This window comes from Streptomyces sp. NPDC051921, assembly GCF_040680975.1.
Classification (GTDB): Bacteria; Actinomycetota; Actinomycetes; order Streptomycetales; family Streptomycetaceae; genus Streptomyces.
The window spans coordinates 16,489-31,140 of sequence record NZ_JBFAXU010000030.1 but is presented as its reverse complement, the minus strand read 5'-3'; the positions used below and the strand labels follow the sequence as shown (position 1 = coordinate 31,140).

12 protein-coding genes and 1 pseudogene are annotated in these 14,652 nt (G+C 74.1%); 4 read left to right on the top strand and 9 right to left on the bottom strand.

Annotated elements, in window-relative coordinates; translation table 11 throughout:
- Nucleotides 1–191: 191 nt before the first annotated feature.
- The 4 genes and pseudogenes from recX to AB0M16_RS31700 all read right to left on the bottom strand — a co-directional run.
- Nucleotides 192–869, bottom strand: a pseudogene (gene recX, locus AB0M16_RS31715) (recombination regulator RecX); the annotation flags it as partial.
- Nucleotides 763–1,896, bottom strand: a complete 1,134-nt coding sequence (recA, locus tag AB0M16_RS31710; protein ID WP_365349091.1) for a recombinase RecA — start codon at nucleotides 1,894–1,896, stop codon at nucleotides 763–765. The gene recA and the pseudogene recX, both read right to left, overlap by 107 nt.
- Nucleotides 1,897–2,255: 359 nt before the next feature.
- Complete coding sequence (locus AB0M16_RS31705; protein ID WP_365349089.1) at nucleotides 2,256–3,569, bottom strand: AI-2E family transporter; 1,314 nt, start codon at nucleotides 3,567–3,569, stop codon at nucleotides 2,256–2,258.
- A gap of 49 nt (nucleotides 3,570–3,618) precedes the next feature.
- Entirely contained in the window at nucleotides 3,619–3,813 is a 195-nt protein-coding gene (locus AB0M16_RS31700; RefSeq protein WP_365349087.1) for a DUF3046 domain-containing protein, read from the bottom strand.
- A 79-nt stretch (nucleotides 3,814–3,892) separates the two neighbouring features.
- Here AB0M16_RS31700 and AB0M16_RS31695 point away from each other — a divergent pair, with 79 nt between their 5' ends.
- A complete protein-coding gene (locus AB0M16_RS31695; RefSeq protein ID WP_365349085.1) occupies nucleotides 3,893–4,828 on the top strand; it encodes a hypothetical protein in 936 nt (311 codons plus the stop codon).
- 43 nt (nucleotides 4,829–4,871) lie between these two features.
- Here the strand turns inward: AB0M16_RS31695 and AB0M16_RS31690 are convergent, their stop codons facing one another.
- The 3 genes from AB0M16_RS31690 to AB0M16_RS31680 all read right to left on the bottom strand — a co-directional run bounded on the left by AB0M16_RS31690 (nucleotide 4,872) and on the right by AB0M16_RS31680 (nucleotide 6,913).
- Nucleotides 4,872–5,180, bottom strand: a complete 309-nt coding sequence (locus AB0M16_RS31690; RefSeq protein ID WP_365349083.1) for an AzlD domain-containing protein — start codon at nucleotides 5,178–5,180, stop codon at nucleotides 4,872–4,874.
- Nucleotides 5,177–5,917: an AzlC family ABC transporter permease gene (locus AB0M16_RS31685; RefSeq protein WP_365349081.1), complete on the bottom strand. Its 741-nt coding sequence runs from the start codon at nucleotides 5,915–5,917 to the stop codon at nucleotides 5,177–5,179. The genes AB0M16_RS31690 and AB0M16_RS31685 overlap by 4 nt, the downstream gene beginning before the upstream one ends.
- A 141-nt stretch (nucleotides 5,918–6,058) precedes the next feature.
- Complete coding sequence (locus AB0M16_RS31680; RefSeq protein WP_365349168.1) at nucleotides 6,059–6,913, bottom strand: AraC family transcriptional regulator; 855 nt, start codon at nucleotides 6,911–6,913, stop codon at nucleotides 6,059–6,061.
- A 444-nt stretch (nucleotides 6,914–7,357) separates the two neighbouring features.
- Here AB0M16_RS31680 and AB0M16_RS31675 point away from each other — a divergent pair, with 444 nt between their 5' ends.
- From AB0M16_RS31675 to AB0M16_RS31665, 3 genes are all read left to right on the top strand, one after another.
- Entirely contained in the window at nucleotides 7,358–11,995 is a 4,638-nt protein-coding gene (locus AB0M16_RS31675; RefSeq protein WP_365349079.1) for an ATP-dependent helicase, read from the top strand.
- Nucleotides 11,996–12,115: 120 nt separating this feature from the next.
- Entirely contained in the window at nucleotides 12,116–12,922 is an 807-nt protein-coding gene (locus tag AB0M16_RS31670; protein WP_365349077.1) for a DNA-formamidopyrimidine glycosylase family protein, read from the top strand.
- Between the two features lie 60 nt (nucleotides 12,923–12,982).
- Complete coding sequence (locus AB0M16_RS31665) at nucleotides 12,983–13,747, top strand: SDR family NAD(P)-dependent oxidoreductase (protein ID WP_365349075.1); 765 nt, start codon at nucleotides 12,983–12,985, stop codon at nucleotides 13,745–13,747.
- Here AB0M16_RS31665 and AB0M16_RS31660 read toward each other — a convergent pair.
- Both AB0M16_RS31660 and AB0M16_RS31655 read right to left on the bottom strand, forming a co-directional pair.
- Entirely contained in the window at nucleotides 13,695–13,973 is a 279-nt protein-coding gene (locus tag AB0M16_RS31660; protein ID WP_365349073.1) for a hypothetical protein, read from the bottom strand. The two genes, AB0M16_RS31665 and AB0M16_RS31660, sit on opposite strands and share 53 nt — an antisense overlap.
- A gap of 256 nt (nucleotides 13,974–14,229) precedes the next feature.
- Nucleotides 14,230–14,613 carry a helix-turn-helix transcriptional regulator gene (locus AB0M16_RS31655; protein WP_365349071.1) on the bottom strand — a complete coding sequence of 128 codons (384 nt, stop codon included), beginning with the start codon at nucleotides 14,611–14,613 and terminating at the stop codon, nucleotides 14,230–14,232.
- Nucleotides 14,614–14,652: the final 39 nt, after the last annotated feature.

The following is a 14,652-nucleotide window of genomic DNA, read 5'->3' as shown; positions in this document are numbered from 1 at the left end:
CCGGGGAGCGAGACAGGCGGAGCCGGGCGGGAGCCGGGCTCGGCGGAGCCGAGCGGGAGCCCGACGGAACCGGAGCCGGGCGGGAGCTGGGCGGGAGCCGGGCGGGACGACTGGGGGAAGGACGGGCAGGAGGGACTGACTGGGGGGACTGGCCGGGGGGTGTGGCTGCGAGGAGTGATCGGGGAGACGGACTAGAAGGGCTCCTCCAGCCCCTCCGTGTCCTCGCCCTCTTCCTCCAGGGCCTGCCGGACCACCCGCAGGGCCATGCCCTCCGGGTATCCCTTGCGGGCGAGCATGCCGGCGAGTCTGCGCAGCCGCCGGTCGCGTTCCAGTCCGCGGGTGGCACGCAGCTTGCGGTCGACGAGTTCGCGGGCGCGGACCTCCTCCTGATCCGTGTCGAGCCGGTCGACGGCCTCCTGGATCACGGTGGGGTCGACGCCCTTGGTGCGCAGCTCGCGGGCCAGGGCCCGGCGGGCGAGCCCCCGGCCGTGGTGCCGGGACTCGACCCAGGCCCCGGCGAAGGCGGCGTCGTCGATGAGCCCGACGTCCTCGAACCGGGAGAGCACCTCGTCGGCCACCTCGTCGGGAATCTCCCGCTTGCGCAGGGCGTCGGCGAGCTGCTTGCGGGTGCGGGGGGTCCCGGTGAGCAGGCGCAGGCAGATCGCCCGCGCCCGCTCAGCCGGATCCTGGGACGACAGCTCCTTCTCGGCCCTCGACGAGTCGGGGCTGTCGTCCGGCCATTCGGTGCGACCGGTCACCGGGTCAGCTCTTGGCCGTGGTGGCCTTGGTCGCCTTGGCGGCCTTGGCCGGGGCCGGGACGGACTTGCCGGCCTCGTCCGCGCCCGCGGCGTCCGTGGCGCTCGCGGCGTCCGCGCCCGGCTCGGCCGAGGGCTCCTCGGGCCGCACGCCGACGCCCAGCTTCTCCTTGATCTTCTTCTCGATCTCGTTGGCGAGGTCGGGGTTGTCCTTCAGGAAGTTACGGGCGTTCTCCTTGCCCTGGCCCAGCTGGTCGCCCTCGTACGTGTACCAGGCACCGGCCTTGCGGACGAAGCCGTGCTCCACGCCCATGTCGATCAGGCCGCCCTCGCGGCTGATTCCCTGGCCGTAGAGGATGTCGAACTCGGCCTGCTTGAAGGGCGGCGCGACCTTGTTCTTGACGACCTTGCAGCGGGTGCGGTTACCGACCGCCTCGGTGCCGTCCTTCAGGGTCTCGATGCGGCGGATGTCGATGCGCACCGAGGCGTAGAACTTCAGGGCGCGGCCACCGGTCGTGGTCTCCGGCGAGCCGAACATCACGCCGATCTTCTCGCGGAGCTGGTTGATGAAGATCGCGGTGGTCTTGGACTGGTTGAGCGCGCTGGTGATCTTCCGCAGCGCCTGGCTCATCAGGCGGGCCTGGAGACCGACGTGCGAGTCGCCCATCTCACCCTCGATCTCCGCGCGCGGGACGAGCGCGGCGACGGAGTCGATGACGATCAGGTCGAGGGCGCCGGAGCGGACCAGCATGTCGACGATCTCGAGGGCCTGCTCGCCGTTGTCCGGCTGGGACAGGATGAGGTTGTCGATGTCGACGCCCAGCTTGCGGGCGTACTCGGGGTCGAGGGCGTGCTCGGCGTCGACGAAGGCGACCTGGCCGCCGGCCTTCTGCGCGTTGGCCACGGCGTGCAGGGTCAGGGTCGTCTTACCGGAGGACTCCGGGCCGTAGATCTCGACGACACGGCCGCGCGGCAGGCCGCCGACGCCGAGGGCGACGTCGAGGGCGGTCGACCCGGTCGGGATGACCTCGATCGGCTCCCTCGAGCGCTCACCCATGCGCATGACGGCACCCTTGCCGAATTGCCGTTCAATCTGTGCGAGCGCGGCGTCGAGCGCCTTCTCGCGGTCGGTTCCTGCCATGGGTTCCACCCGGTTTGCTTGAGTCGATCGCTTCATGTGAAAGACGCTAACCCCTGCCACTGACAATGGGCCCCGGCGTCCCTCCCGACCTGTGGATAACTCGGCGACAACCCCGTGATTCCAAGGCCCTGAACTCCCATGAGAATGGATGTTCGATTTTCGTGTCAAGCGCACCACGCCGCTCCCGCCCCACCGGCGACGGCCTCCCGCCCATCGTTCCCGGCATGGCCCTCCCCCGCGCGCACGCGACGCCGGCGTGGCGATCTGGCGCACCGTCCGGCACCGGGTGACCGGCCCCTCCTCCCTCTGACCGTCCGCCGCGGCCCGTCGTCCTCCGCTCGCCTCGGCCGCCTCCGCGCCTACGGCCCGTTCTGCACCCGCTGGCTCTTCTCCGCCTGCTCCTTCTTGTGGTGCAGCGCCTTCTGGAGCCGGGCGACGACGGCCTCCCCGTAGCGCCGGTGCCCGTGGACGCGGGGGTCGTCGGTCACGTCGTACCGCTTCACGTAGGCGCCGAGGAACGCCTGGAGGGTGGCGACGGCGGGGATCGCGATCAGGGCGCCGACCGCACCGAGCAGCGCGGTGCCCGCGATCACCGAGCCGAAGGCCACGGCCGGGTGGATGTCCACCGTCTTGGACGTCAGCTTGGGCTGCAGCATGTAGTTCTCGAACTGCTGGTAGACCACGACGAAGATCAGTACCCACAGCGCGTACCAGGGGTCCACGGTGAAGGCGATCAGCATCGGCAGGGCGCCGGCCAGGTAGGTGCCGATCGTGGGGATGAACTGCGAGACCAGGCCGACCCAGACGGCAAGCGCCGGCGCGTACGGCACGCCGAGGATCTCGAAGAGCACGAAGTGCGCCACACCGGAGATCAGCGCCATCAGGCCGCGCGAGTAGAGGTAGCCGCCGGTCTTGTCGACGGCGATCTCCCAGGCGCGCAGCACCTCGGTCTGCTTGGCCGGCGGCAGGACGGAGCACAGTGCCCTGCGCAGCCGGGGACCGTCGGCGGCGAAGTAGAACGCGAACAGGAAGATCGTCAGGAGCTTGAAGAGCCCGCCGAGGAGGGTCGCGGAGACGTCCAGGACTCCGGACGCGCTGTTCTGCACGTACTTCTGGAGCCAGCCTGAACGCAGCACGCTGTCCTGGACCTCGACCCGGGACAGCTCGGTGTGGAAGTGCTGGTTGATCCAGTTGATCAGGGAGTCGAGGTACTTGGGGAAGTTCTCGACCATGTCGACGATCTGGCCCGCGAGCATCGAGCCGAGGAGCACGACGAAGCCGACGCTGACGATCAGGACGGCGAAGAAGACGATGAAGGTGGCGAGGCCCCGGCGCATCCCGCGCGCCGCCATGCGTCCCACGGCCGGCTCGATGGCGAGCGCCAGGAAGAAGGCGAGCAGGATGTTGACGAGGAGGCCGACGAGTTGGTGGAAGGCCCAGCTGCCGAGTTGGAAACAGGCGTAGAGCGCGAGGGCGAGCACCAGGGCCCGGGGCAGCCAGCGCGGCATGCGCGCCGCGGGTGCGGGGGCCGGCCCCTCGTCCTGCCGCCCGTCCGGGGCGGTCGGCTCGGTATCCCGCCGCGGGGTCGCCGCGCCGCCCTCGTCGGGGGCGGCGGCACGGCTCTCGTCGTCGTTCTCGCCTGCGGTCTCGTCGTTCGCGTCAATCGGGGCCACCCCGCCAGTCTCGCGCACCGCGCGGACAATCCGGTCCGGACCCCTCACATCATTGCTTCTCGGCCGGTACGCCGACGGCCGCGCACACCGCCCGCCAGACGTCCTTGGCCTCCCAGCCGGCGTCGAGCGCCTCGTGCACCGTGCGTCCGCCGAGTTCCGTCATCACGTGGTCCCGGGCGAAGGTCTCGGCGTAGGACGCACCGAAGTGGTCCGTCATCCGTTCCCAGAAAATCGTCAACCGCATGACCCCAGTATCCCGCCCTCAGGAGTGCAGCCCGGGCCGTAGGCCTTGTCAGAAGCGCTTTCGCGCCTACGGTCGGAACATGGCCGGAAATCCTCCTGAAACCCCCGCTCCTGCCGCGTCACCCCTCGCGCGGGCCGAGCACTTCGTCTGGCTGACCGCCCGCGTGCTCGAACAGCGCCGGTTCGCCTACCACTTCCTGCGCGGCGGGGCGGACCCCGTCGAGGCCGCGCTCACCGCGTACCTGAACGAGGACGGCGGCTACGGCCACGCCCTCGAACCCGATCTCCGCGGGCCGGTCAGCCAACCGCTGCACACCGCGCACGCGCTGCGGGTGCTCGACTCGATCGGCCGGTGCGGCGGACTGCGGGTCGAGCGGATCTGCCGCTACCTGACCGAGGTGTCGACCCACGACGGTGCGCTCCCGGCCGTCCACCCCTCGCAGCGCGGTTATCCGACGGCGCCGTTCGTGCCCGTCGTCGACGACCCGCCCAGCGAACTCCTGACCACCGGGCCGGTGGTCGGTCTGCTGCACCGCAACCAGGTCTGGCACGCCTGGCTGTTCCGGGCCACCGAGTTCTGCTGGGCGGCCGTCGAGTCCCTGGAGAAGTCGCATCCGTACGAGGTCCAGGCCGCGGTCGCCTTCCTGGACGGGGTGCCGGACCGCGCCCGCGCCCAGGCGGCGAGCGACCGGCTCGGGCGGCTCGTGCGCGAGCAGGGGCTGGCCGTGCTCGACCCGGACCGGCCGGAGGACTTTCCCGTGGCGGACGGCTACGCGCCGGGCGAGCACCACTATCCGTACGACTACGCGCGCGTGCCGGACTCGTCGGCCCGCCGCTGGTTCACGGACGAGGAGATGAGCCGCTCCCTGGACCACCTCACGGCGGCCCAGGAGGAGGACGGCGGCTGGCCGGTCACCTGGCGGCAGTGGGCGCCGGGCACGGCCCTGGAGAACCGTCCGATCGTCACCGTGGAGGCGCTGCGGACCCTGCGGGCGCACGGCCGGTCGATCGGCTGACGCCGGTCCGCCCCGGCCTGGGCTCAGCCACCTCGGCCCGGGCTCAGCCGCCCAGCGCCCTTACGCCCGCGGTGACCAGGACGGCGGCGCCGACGACCACCAGGAAGGGGGCCCTCAGGAAGAGGGCGACGGCCGCGGCCGCGACCCCGGCGGCGCGGGCGTCCACGGCGAGGGCGCCACCGGCGCTGAAGGTCTGCTGGGCGGTGAGCGCCGCGAGCAGGGCGACCGGCAGCAGGGCGGCGAGGCGCTGGACGAGGGGGCGTTCCAGGGCGTGCGCCGGGACCAGCAGGCCGAGCAGCTTGACCAGGTAGCAGCCGCCGGCGGTCAGTGCGATGGCGATCCACACGTTCATCGGGCGTCCTCCTTGGAGCGTCCGTCGGCCGTACGGCCCCGGAACCAGAGCACGGAGGGTGCGGCGAGCGCGGCGGCGAGGACCGGGACGCCGGCCGGCAGGACGGGCAGCAGACCGAGGCCGAGCAGGACGGCGAGGGCGGCGGTGGCCCGCTCGGGGGCGGTCTTCAGCATGGGCGCGAGCAGGGCGAGGAAGACCGCCGGGCCCGCCGCGTCCAGGCCCCACGCGGCGGTGTCGCCGATCGCCTCGGCGCCGAGGGCGCCGAGCAGCGTGGTGACGTTCCACAGCACGTACAGGGTGAGGCCGGTGACGGTGAAGCCGAGGCGGGCGGCCCGGCGGTCGGGCTGGGCGAGCGCGACGGCCGTGGTCTCGTCGATGACCCACTGCGCGGCGAACGGCCGCACCGCGCGGCGCAGCGCGAGCAGCTGGGAGAGCCGCAGGCCGTAGAAGGCGTTGCGGGTGCCGAGGAAGAACGCCCCGGCGGCCGCGGTGAACGGGTTCCCGCCGGCCGCGAGGGCGCCCACGAGCGCGAACTGCGAGGCGCCGGTGAACACCAGCAGGCTGAGCGCGCAGGTCTGGAGCAGGCTGAGGCCGGCCCCGGCGGACGTCACGCCGAAGGCGAAGCCGGAGAGGCCCACGGCGACTCCGACCCCGAGGGCGTCGCGCACGACGGCGGCGTCGCTCCTGGGGGCGGTCCCGTCGCCGCGTATCACGGGAGGTGCTGTCTGTTCTGCCACGTCAGGGACGGTACGGGGCGGGGCCGGGGCCGGTCTTGTACGTTCTTGCGGCTGCCGTACGTCCCGCCGCCGGAGGGCCGCCCGGCGGACGCCCGTCGGGACCCGTGGCGCGGACGGCCGGAGGGCCGCCGCGCCGAGCGGCTACCGGGCGCCGCGCGCCCGCTGGTACGCGCCCGGGGGAACGCCGACGCTCCGGGTGAAGTGCCGGTTGAGGTGAGGCTGGTCCGTGAAGCCGACGGCGACCGCCGCCTCGGCCGGGGGCGTCCCCGCGTCCAGCAGGCGCCGGGCCCGCCGTACCCGGGCGTCGGTCAGCCAGGTGTGCGGCGGCATCCCGTACGCGGCCCGGAAGGCCCGCAGCAGCGCGAAGGGGCTGGTGCCGAGCTCCGCGGCGAGCTGTTCCAGGGTCGGCGGGTCGGCCATCCGCTCCTGCAGGACGGCACGCGCGCGTGCCGCGTCCCGGGCCCCGGCGGCGAGCGGCGTCAGCGGCGTGACCCTCCCGCCGTGGCTGCGCAGCATCCGGGCGGTGACGAGCCGCAGCAGGCTGTCGGCGGCGAGCGCGTTGCCCTCCTCGGCGGCCCGGTGCACCCCGATGACGAGCTGCGCCGCGTACGGGTCGTCGACGACGGGGGCGGTGAACCCGACGCCGCCGCGCAGCGCGATGGTGTCCTCCGCGATGGACCGGATCAGCTCGGCGTCCGGGTAGATCGTGCGGTAGGTCCAGCCCTCGGGCACCCCGGCGTGCCCGGTGTGCGGGGTGTCGGGGTTCACCAGCGCGATCTGCCCGGGCCCGGCGTGCACGAGGTCGCTGCCGTAGTGGAAGGCCTCGACGCCCTCGGTGATGGCGGCGAAGACGAAGCTCTCGTGGGTGTGCCGGGAGAACGACTTGCGGACGTAGTGCGCGTGCAGCAGGTCGACCCCGGGCAGCCCGACCGGCTGCCAGTACCGCGCCCGCTCCCCGCGTGCCGCGACCCCGCCGGTCGCGCCCCCGACCGGCACCGGCGCCCCGCTCCGGTCGCCCGCGGTGACGGCGTGACCGCGCGGCCGCGCGGAGCCGCCCGCCGCGCCCGCGGAAGCCACGGGGTCCGACGGGCGCACGGGGGCGGAGGGGCCCACGGGAGCGGCGGGGCCTGCGGGGCCGGAAGGCCCCCCAGGGGCAGTGGGGCCCACGGGGGCAGCGGGGCCCACGGGGCCGGAAGGATCCCCAGGGGCAGTGGGGCCCACGGGATCGGAGGAGCCCGCAGGGTCGGAGGAGCCCGCAGGGTCGGAAGGGCTACGGAGGGCCGTCCGCTCCCCTGACGCGCCGCCGCCCTTGCGCGCCCCCGGTCCCTGCCCCCCGTCACCACTCGCCATTCCCCCATTCTGCGCCACCCGCGCGGGCCACCACGAGCCGGTTTCCCCAGGTCCGGGCGGTTGTCAGTGGCGGGGTGCACGATGGAGGGCATGGTCAGGTCCGCACTCGACGCGTTCTCCCCCGCGACCCGTGGCTGGTTCACGGGTGCCTTCACCGCGCCCACCGCCGCGCAGGAGGGCGCCTGGCAGGCCATCGGCGCGGGCTCGGACGTGCTCGTGGTCGCCCCGACCGGTTCCGGCAAGACGCTGGCCGCCTTCCTCGCCTCCCTCGACCGGCTCGCGGCGGTTCCCCCGCCCGCCGACGCCAAGAAGCGCTGCCGGGTGCTGTACGTGTCTCCGCTGAAGGCGCTCGCGGTCGACGTCGAGCGCAATCTGCGCTCCCCGCTGACGGGCATCCGCCAGGAGTCGGTCCGGCTCGGTCTGCCCGAGCCGGACGTGAAGGTGGGCATCCGGTCCGGCGACACACCGGCAGCCGAGCGGCGGGCGCTCGCGACCCGGCCGCCGGACATCCTGATCACCACCCCCGAGTCGCTGTTCCTGATGCTGACCTCGGCCACGCGCGACGCGCTCGCGGGCGTGGAGACGGTCATCCTGGACGAGGTGCACGCGGTCGCCGGGACCAAGCGCGGCGCGCATCTGGCGCTCTCCCTGGAGCGGCTCGACGAGCTGCTGCCCCGCCCCGCCCGCCGGATCGGCCTGTCGGCGACGGTGCGGCCGGTGGAGGAGGTGGCGCGCTATCTGTCGCCGCAACGGAAGGTGGAGATCGTCCAGCCGCCGTCCGGCAAGGAGTTCGACCTCTCCGTCGTGGTGCCCGTGGAAGACATGGGCGAGCTCGGGGGCTCCCCCGCGTCCGAGGCCGCCGAGGGCGGCGAGCGGCCGTCCATCTGGCCGCACGTGGAGGAGCGGATCACGGACCTGGTGCAGGCGCATCGCTCGACGATCGTCTTCGCCAACTCCCGCCGCCTGGCCGAGCGCCTGTGCAACCGCCTGAACGAGATCGCGTACGAGCGGGCCACCGGCGAGGCCCTGCCCGACGGGGCGCCGCCCGCCGAGATCATGGCCCAGTCGGGCGCGGCACAGGGCGCCCCCGCACTGCTCGCCCGCGCGCACCACGGCTCGGTCTCCAAGGAGCAGCGCGCCCAGGTCGAGGAGGACCTGAAGGCGGGCCGGCTGCCCGCCGTGGTGGCCACGTCCAGCCTGGAGCTGGGCATCGACATGGGCGCGGTGGACCTGGTCGTCCAGGTGGAGTCGCCGCCCTCGGTCGCCTCCGGGCTCCAGCGCGTGGGCCGCGCGGGGCACCAGGTGGGGGCGGTCTCGACGGGTGTCGTCTTCCCGAAGTACCGGGGCGACCTGGTGCAGTCGGCGGTGGTGACCGAGCGGATGCGCAGCGGCTCCATCGAGTCCCTGAGGGTCCCGGCGAATCCGCTGGACGTGCTCGCCCAGCAGCTGGTGGCGATGGTCGCCCTGGACTCGTGGCAGGTGGACGACCTGCTGGCGGCGGTCCGTCGGGCGGCGCCGTTCGCGGCGCTGCCCGAGTCGGCGTTCACGGCGGTCCTGGACATGCTGGCCGGGCGCTATCCCTCGGACGCGTTCGCCGAACTGCGCCCCCGCGTGGTCTGGGACCGGGTCGCCGGCACGGTCACCGGCCGACCGGGTGCCCAGCGGCTTGCCGTCACCTCGGGCGGCACGATCCCCGACCGCGGGCTGTTCGGCGTCTTCCTGGCCGGTGCCGATCCCAAGAAGGGCGGCGGCCGGGTCGGCGAGCTCGACGAGGAGATGGTGTACGAGTCGCGGGTCGGCGACGTCTTCACGCTGGGCACGACGTCCTGGCGCATCGAGGACATCACCCGCGACCGGGTCCTGGTATCGCCCGCGCCGGGCGTGCCGGGGCGGCTGCCGTTCTGGAAGGGCGACCAGCTGGGCCGCCCGCTCGAACTGGGCCGCGCGGTGGGCGCGTTCCTCCGCGAGGTCGGCGCGCTCGCGCCCGAGGACGCCCGGCTGCGGCTCTTCGCCGCCGGGCTCGACGCCTGGGCGGCCGACAACGTGATCGCGTACCTCGCCGAGCAGCGCGAGTCCTGCGGCCATGTGCCGGACGACCGGACGATCCTGGTGGAGCGGTTCCGGGACGAGCTCGGCGACTGGCGGGTCGTCATCCACTCCCCGTTCGGGGCGCAGGTGCACGCCCCGTGGGCGCTGGCGCTGGGCGCCCGGCTCGCCGAACGGTACGGAATGGACGCCCAGGTCATGCACGCCGACGACGGCATCGTGCTGCGGCTGCCGGACGCGGACCTGATGGGCCTCGATCTGCTCGACAGCGAGCCGGTGGACCCGGGCCGGTTCGCCGACACCGCCTTCGACAGCGAGCAGGCGCCCGTCGGGGCGGCCGACGTCGCCTTCGACAAGGGCGAGATCGAGCAGATCGTCACCGATCAGGTCGGCGGCTCCGCGCTGTTCGCCTCCCGGTTCCGGGAGTGCGCGGCGCGCGCCCTGCTGCTGCCCAAGCGCAATCCGGGCAAGCGCACCCCGCTGTGGCAGCAGCGGCAGCGGGCGGCGCAGCTGCTGCAGGTGGCGAGCGAGTTCGGCTCCTTCCCGATCGTCCTGGAGGCGGTCCGCGAGTGCCTGCAGGACGTCTTCGACGTCCCCGGGCTGCGGGAGCTGATGGGGGACATCGAGTCCCGCCGGGTGCGCCTGGTCGAGGTCACCACCCCGGAGCCGTCCCCGTTCGCCCGCTCCCTGCTCTTCGGCTACGTCGCCCAGTTCCTCTACGAGGGGGACTCGCCGCTCGCGGAGCGCCGGGCTGCGGCGCTCTCCCTGGACTCCCGGCTGCTCGCCGAGCTCCTCGGCCAGGCCGAGCTGCGGGAGCTGCTCGACGCGGACGTGCTGGCCGAGCTGGAGCGGGAGCTCCAGTGGCTGACCGAGGACCGGCGCGTCAAGGACGGGGAAGGCGTCGCCGACCTGCTGCGGGTGCTCGGGCCGCTGACCGAAGCGGAGCTGGCCGAGCGGGGGGCCGAGTCCGACTGGGTCCAGGAGCTGGCCCGGGCCCGGCGCGCGATCCGGGTGCGGATCGCGGGGGCGGACCACTGGGCGGCGATCGAGGACGCCGGCCGACTGCGGGACGCGCTGGGCACGGCGCTTCCGGTGGGCGTGCCGGAGGCGTTCACGGAGCCGGTGAAGGACCCGCTGGGCGATCTCCTCGCCCGCTACGCGCGCACGCACGGCCCGTTCACCTCCTCGCAGGCCGCCGCCCGCTTCGGCCTGGGCTCGGCCGTCACGGACGGCGCCCTCCAGCGGCTCGCGGCCGCCGGCCGGGTCGTCCAGGGCGAGTTCCATCCCTCCGGGATCGGCCAGGAGTGGTGCGACGCCGCCGTCCTGCGCCGGCTGCGTCGCCGCTCCCTGGCGGCCCTGCGGCACGAGCTGGAGCCGGTGCCGCCGGCCGCGCTCGCCACGTTCCTGCCCCAGTGGCAGCACCTGGGGAGCAACAGCCTGCGCGGCATCGACGGCCTGGCCCGCGCGATCGAGCAGCTCCAGGGCGCTCCGGTGCCGGCCTCCGCCCTGGAGAAGCTGATCCTGCCGTCCCGGGTACGGGACTACTCACCGGCGCTCCTCGACGAGCTGACCACGACCGGCGAGGTGGTCTGGGCGGGCGCCGGCGCGCTGCCCGGCAAGGACGGCTGGATCTCGCTCTATCTGGCCGACGCGGCGCCGCTGCTCCTGCCGCCGCCGCATCCGCTGGAGCTCACCGGACTCCACGAGTCCGTCCTCACCACCCTCTCCGGCGGCTACGGACTGTTCTTCCGCCAGATCGCCGACCAGGTGCGGGCCACCACCCACCCGGACGCGACGGATCCACAGCTCGCCGACGCGCTGTGGGACCTGGCCTGGTCGGGCCGTCTGACCAACGACACCCTGGCCCCGCTGCGCTCTCTGCTCGGCTCGGGTCGCACGGCCGGCTCGACGGCGCACCGCGCCCGGCGCACGGTCCCGCGCGGCCGGTACGGCACGCTGAGCGCGGCCGCCCGCACGGCCTCCCGCACGGGCCCGCCGACGGTGAGCGGCCGCTGGTCGCTGCTGCCCCCGGCGGAGCCCGAGCCGACCCACCGGGCGCACGCACTGGCCCGGACGCTCCTGGACCGCCACGGCGTGGTCACCCGGGGCGCGGTGGCCGCCGAGGGCGTGGAGGGCGGCTTCTCGGCGACGTACCGGATCCTGTCGGCCTTCGAGGACAGCGGCCAGGCCCGCCGGGGCTACGTCGTGGAGGGTCTGGGCGCCGCCCAGTTCGCGATGGACGGGGCCGTGGACCGGCTCCGCGCGGCGGCGAACGCCCGGGACCGCGGCGCCGAGGAGGGCGCGGGCCCCCGCGCGGTGGTCCTGGCGGCGGCCGACCCGGCGAACGCGTACGGGGCGGCCCTGTCCTGGCCCGAGCCGCCGACGGGCGCCGGCCACAAGCCGGGCCGCAAGGCCGGCGCGATGGTCGTCCTGGTGGACGGCGAGCTGACGCTCTACATGGAGCGCGGCGGCAAGACGCTGCTGTCCTGGCCCGCGGAACCGGACTCCCCGGCCCTGCGGGCGGCGGCCGAGGCCTTGGCCGCGGCGGCCTCCGCGGGTTCGCTCGGCACGGTCACGGTCGAGCGGATCAACGGCGCGACCGCCCTGACCTCCCCCCTCTCCCACCCCTTGGAGGCGGCCGGCTTCCACGCCACCCCCCGCGGCCTCCGCCTCCGCGCCTGAGCTCCGCGCGTTCCCGGGGCCCCTCGCGCGCAGCCTGAAGCAGGTACGCGGCCCCCGCGCATGTCCTGAGCCGGGCCCGCGCGCATGTCCTGGACCCGGGCGCGCGGGCATGATGGCCTCATGCCCGAAGGAGACACCGTCTGGTACGCGGCCCACCGGCTCGACGAGGCGCTCGCCGGGCGGGTGCTCACGCGCTCCGACCTGCGGGTGCCGCGTTTCGCGACCGCCGATCTGACCGGCCGCCGGGTGCTGGACGTCACCCCGCGCGGCAAGCACCTCCTGACCCGGATCGAGGGCGGTCTCACGCTCCACTCCCACCTCCGGATGGAGGGGTCCTGGCGGGTGTACGCCACCGGGGAGCGCCCACGCGGCGGGCCCGCCCACCAGATCCGGGCGATCCTCGGGAACACCGAGTTCACGGCGTACGGCTACCGCCTCCCGGTCCTGGAGCTGATCCGCACGGCGGAGGAGCCGAAGGCGGTCGGGCATCTCGGCCCGGATCTGCTCGGTCCGGACTGGGACCCCGCGGAGGCCGTGCGCCGCCTCGCGGCTGATCCCGCGCGGACGCTCGGCGAGGCCCTGCTCGACCAGCGGAATCTCGCCGGTATCGGCAACGTCTACAAGTCGGAGCTGGCCTTCCTGGCCGGCGTCACGCCCTGGCTGCCGGTCGGCGAGCTCGCCGAGGGCGTCCCGGAGCGCCTGGTGGCCACCGCGCACCGGCTCCTGGAGGCGAACAAGGACCGCCCCGACCGCCGCACGACCACCACGCGCCGTGGCGGCGAGCGCCTCTACGTCTACGGCCGCGAGGGCCGGCCCTGCCCGCGCTGCGGCAGCGCGATCCGCAAGGCCGAACTCGGCGACCGCGTGACGTACTGGTGCCCGGCCTGCCAGAAGGGCGCGCAGCGGGAAGAACGGGTCACCCGGTAGGACCGCTCGCCACCGCCACAACAATTGACGACCCGTCAGATTCGGTCGTACGGTCCGGACATGGCCCTCACCGCGTACGACCTCACCGGCCGCACCGCCTTCGTCACCGGCGCCGCGAGCGGCATCGGCCGGGCGACCGCCGCCCTCCTGGCCGAGGCCGGGGCGACCGTCCACTGCGCGGACCGCGACGAGCACGGCCTCAAGGAGACCGCGTCCTTGATCGCCGCCCGGGGCGGCACCGCACACCTCCACCCCCTCGACGTCACCGACCGGGCCGCTCTCGCCGCCGCCGTAGGCGCCGCGGGACCGCTGCACGTCATGGCGGCCGTCGCCGGGATCATGCACACGAGCACCGTCCTGGAGACCCGCGACGAGGACCTCGACCGGGTCCTCGCGGTGAACTTCAAGGGCGTGCTCCACGCGTGCCAGGAGGCCGCCCGCTCGATGATCGACGCCGGCGTGCCGGGCTCCATCGTCACCATGGCCTCCGGGGCGATGGACACCGCGAGCCCGGGCCTGCTCTGCTACAGCGTCGCCAAGGCCGCCGTCGTCCAGCTGACCAAGACCCTGGCCGCCGAGGTCGGCCGGCACGGCATCCGGGTCAACGCGGTCGCTCCGGGCTGGATCCGCACCCCCATGACGGACCGCCACGAGCCGGCCGCCCAGGAGCAGGCCGAGGCCGCGATGGTCCGCGTCTCCCCGCTCGGCCGGGTCGGCGAGCCGACGGACATCGCACACGCGGTGCTCCATCTCGCCTGCGACGCCTCGTCGTTCACGACGGGTCAGATCCTCCGCCCCAACGGCGGCGTGACGATGCCCTGGTGACCACGCCCACGAGGCGCCAGGGCGCGCCGCGGCGCCCCGAAGAGGCGGCCACGTGCACCGGCAGCAGGCTCAGCCCCCAACCGCCCGCGGCCACCGCCCCCTCGACCGGTCCCGTATCCCCCGGCACCAGCAGCAGGCGCATCACCGCCCACCACCAGAGCCCACCGGCCACCAGTCCGGCCGCGACCAGAATGAGCGTCACCAGCGGAACCCGTCGCCCTACCATGGCCGCCTCCTCCGGTCGACGCTAGTCCGGCAGGATCACCCGGCGGGAGGGCGCACAAGAGGCAGACCGGGCGCACAGGATGCGTATCGGCATGTTCCGGATTCCTTCCGGTCCTTCGAGGGCCGCCCACGCGGCCCTGGCGCCAGTCTCGCCCGTCCCGGCCGGGCCCGCATCCAGAGGCGGGCCAACCAGAACAGGAAAAGCCCCGGTCGGCGCCCATGTCGGGCACCGACCGGGGCTTCGCCCCATGTCGGTCTCAGGCAGCGACGACGTCCACCGCTTCCGCGGGCGCCTTGATGGTCACCCGCTCGGTGGGCACACCGCCCACGGACGTCACCGACACCGAATTGAGCATCGGTCGCACCGGCGCCGGCACCGGTTCGCTCGCCGCTGCCGACTCGGCCAGTTCGGCCAGCGACAGCTCGTCGCTCACTTCACGCATGAGCTCGGACATCCGTACGTCCAGCGCGTCGCAGATCGCGGAGAGCAGCTCGGAGGAAGCCTCCTTCTGCCCCCGCTCCACCTCGGAGAGATAGCCGAGTGAGACTCGGGCGGACGAGGAGACTTCGCGCAGAGTACGGCCCTGGCGCTGGCGCTGCCGACGCAGCACGTCACCCAGCAGGCGACGGAGCAGAATCATCGGTGGCTCCCTCCTCGGACCGCGTAGCCGCATCCTTCA

Coding starts and splice junctions, on each gene's coding strand:
- AB0M16_RS31665 (WP_365349075.1), top strand. CDS start 12,983: ATGGCCCTCACCGCGTACGACCTCACCGGCCGCACCGCCTTCGTCACC.
- AB0M16_RS31660 (WP_365349073.1), bottom strand. CDS start 13,973: ATGGTAGGGCGACGGGTTCCGCTGGTGACGCTCATTCTGGTCGCGGCC.
- AB0M16_RS31655 (WP_365349071.1), bottom strand. CDS start 14,613: ATGATTCTGCTCCGTCGCCTGCTGGGTGACGTGCTGCGTCGGCAGCGC.
- AB0M16_RS31700 (WP_365349087.1), bottom strand. CDS start 3,813: ATGCGGTTGACGATTTTCTGGGAACGGATGACGGACCACTTCGGTGCG.
- recA (WP_365349091.1), bottom strand. CDS start 1,896: ATGGCAGGAACCGACCGCGAGAAGGCGCTCGACGCCGCGCTCGCACAG.
- AB0M16_RS31675 (WP_365349079.1), top strand. CDS start 7,358: ATGGTCAGGTCCGCACTCGACGCGTTCTCCCCCGCGACCCGTGGCTGG.
- AB0M16_RS31690 (WP_365349083.1), bottom strand. CDS start 5,180: ATGAACGTGTGGATCGCCATCGCACTGACCGCCGGCGGCTGCTACCTG.
- AB0M16_RS31695 (WP_365349085.1), top strand. CDS start 3,893: ATGGCCGGAAATCCTCCTGAAACCCCCGCTCCTGCCGCGTCACCCCTC.
- AB0M16_RS31670 (WP_365349077.1), top strand. CDS start 12,116: ATGCCCGAAGGAGACACCGTCTGGTACGCGGCCCACCGGCTCGACGAG.